This window comes from Acinetobacter sp. WCHAc060033 (genome assembly GCF_004209125.1).
Taxonomy (GTDB): Bacteria; Pseudomonadota; Gammaproteobacteria; order Pseudomonadales; family Moraxellaceae; genus Acinetobacter; species Acinetobacter wuhouensis.
Genome location: NZ_SGSW01000137.1, coordinates 1 through 1567 on the forward strand (window position 1 = coordinate 1; position 1567 = coordinate 1567).

The window sequence follows — 1567 nt, forward strand, 5'->3', positions numbered from 1 at the left end:
TCTGTTATTCCTAAGTAGAAATGTCCTACCTAATAACCAAATAGAAATGTCCTATACAGACACTTCCAAGTCAAGCACAGGATTCAGATTTCGTTCTTTGATTACTGTTTTCTGTGCACGTCTGCTCGGCATCTTTTGAGAACGATTGCGTTTGTTTTGCTGTTCTAATTCTTCGTGCTGTTGTTGAATATGATTGAGAACAGCACCTAAACGTTTATTCTCAACAACCTCTCGCTGGTTGAGCTGACTTAATTTATCGAAGATGCTGTAATTGATTTTTCTTCCTTGATGTTCAATGGCTACCGTGCCATCCGGGTATTCCAGAAACTCAAGATACTTGCCGATCAACCTTTTATTTTCTTCGGTATTTTCCAGTAAATATACGCATTTATCATAAGTAATCGTCAGGCTGTTCGTGACTCTGCGGGGTTCACGCCAGGTAAAAACATCATCTAATTCTTCGGCTGTTTCAGTGACAGTCCGGTGTAGATCCTTGGGATTAAAGGCCATATTGGCAAATTTACGATTAAATTGCTCGATAAAGCAGGGCAGCCAGGCATTCGCTTGCTCAATCGAACAGATGCCTTCCAGGCGCATTTCTTTAATCAGACGGTCCTGAAGCGTTCTATTCGCCCGTTCTACACGGCCTTTGGCTTGTGGTGAATTGGCGAAGATGATATCGATATTGAGGGTACTGAGTACGCGTCCAAACTGGGTAATCTTGGTGTCTTTCTTGCTGCTTTGATTCACCCTGAAGACTGAATGTTTATCACTGTAAAACGCCAACGGCTTACCATGCTGCTCAACATACAAACGTGTTGAAATCATATAGTCAAATGCTGATTCCGACTCACAGAAACGTAAATGCTGTAATTTTCCTGTGGCATCATCGATAAATACCAGCAGACAGCACTTAGCAGCGCGTCCTTCAAACCAGTCATGGTGTGAGCCATCGATTTGAATCAGTTCACCATAACAATCTCGGTTATAACGAGGCTGATACGGGCGTTTCAGGCGCTTGGCGCGAGGAATCCACAGATCGGCTGCAATCATCCAGGAACGCAGTGTTTCCACTGAAATATCGAATCCATGAACAGTGGTGAGCTTTTCATGCGCTAAAGTGGGTCCGAAACCATGCAGTTGATCCGAAACAATATTGAGGCACTTGAGTCTGAGCTCTTCAGGAAGCCTGGAATTGCTGATTTGGCCACGTGCAGCATGTGCTAATGCAGCTGGGCCTTGAGCTTTGTATTTTTGCAATAAACGTCTGATCTGACGTTCTGAAATATGAAGTAGCTGAGCAGCTTGGGACTGGGTTATGCGTTGATCACAGATTTCTTGCAAGACCGACAATCGTTTAAGTTCTTTATCCGACATAGACACCAACATATCAAACCGTCCGCTAAGAAAATTGCAAAAGTGCATATTCTAAAAGCGGACATTTTTACTTTGGAGAAACCGGACATTTCTATTTTGGAGTTACACTCTCGTTTCGTATAACAGCCATTATGTTAAATAGATAGCAGTTGGGAGATTATTTATTCTTTCAATAGACAAAAACTTGCGG

Annotated in this window: 1 protein-coding gene; it reads right to left on the reverse strand. The window is 42.7% G+C overall.

Annotation, left to right across the window (positions count from 1 at the left end):
• Nucleotides 1-51: 51 nt before the first annotated feature.
• On the reverse strand, nt 52-1377 hold the full coding sequence (locus EXE10_RS20895) for an ISNCY family transposase (RefSeq protein ID WP_020846983.1): 1326 nt from the start codon (nt 1375-1377) through the stop codon (nt 52-54).
• Nucleotides 1378-1567 lie beyond the last annotated feature (190 nt).